We start from the raw sequence: 410 nt of genomic DNA, 5'->3' as shown, positions 1-410 counted from the left end.
CAGTTCGTCAGCCCCGGGGCCGGTTCGCTGGCCGTCCAGTTCGCCGCGCTCGGTACGGTCTTGGTTCTGGTTGGCCTGGCCTTCGACTGCGCCTACGCCCTGGTCGGTGGCCGCCTGGGCCGCTGGCTGGCGTCCCGGCCGCGGGCACAGCGCCTGCAGCAGTGGGGCTTCGGTGGGTTGTTGATAGGGTTCGGGGTAAGGCTGGCGCTGCTGCGCCAGCTCTGAAGGGCTGCGGGGCGGCGAGCGCCCCGTGGCGCTCAGCCGAGGAACTGCTCGGCGTGGTGACAGGCCACCTGGCGCTGGTCGAGCAGGCGCAGCTCGGGCACCTCGCTGCGGCAGCGCTCGGTGGCGTAGGGGCAGCGCTTGTGGAAGGCGCAACCCTCCGGCGGGTGCAGCGGGTTCGGCAGTTC

1 protein-coding gene and 1 pseudogene are annotated in these 410 nt (G+C 72.7%); one reads left to right on the top strand and one right to left on the bottom strand.

Annotated features, from left to right (window positions below):
- Positions 1-225: pseudogene (locus FLO80_RS24040) on the top strand (hypothetical protein); the annotation flags it as partial.
- Positions 226-257: 32 nt separating this feature from the next.
- On the opposite strand, the gene FLO80_RS24035 reads toward FLO80_RS24040, so the two are convergent.
- Positions 258-407: an oligopeptide/dipeptide ABC transporter ATP-binding protein gene (locus tag FLO80_RS24035; protein WP_281287076.1), complete on the bottom strand. Its 150-nt coding sequence runs from the start codon at positions 405-407 to the stop codon at positions 258-260.
- Positions 408-410: the final 3 nt, after the last annotated feature.

The sequence above is a fragment of the Aquicoccus porphyridii genome (genome assembly GCF_008369105.1).
Lineage (GTDB): Bacteria > Pseudomonadota > Alphaproteobacteria > Rhodobacterales > Rhodobacteraceae > Aquicoccus > Aquicoccus porphyridii.
The sequence above is the reverse complement of the archived record's forward strand: the minus strand, read 5'-3'. Positions and strand labels throughout refer to the sequence as shown.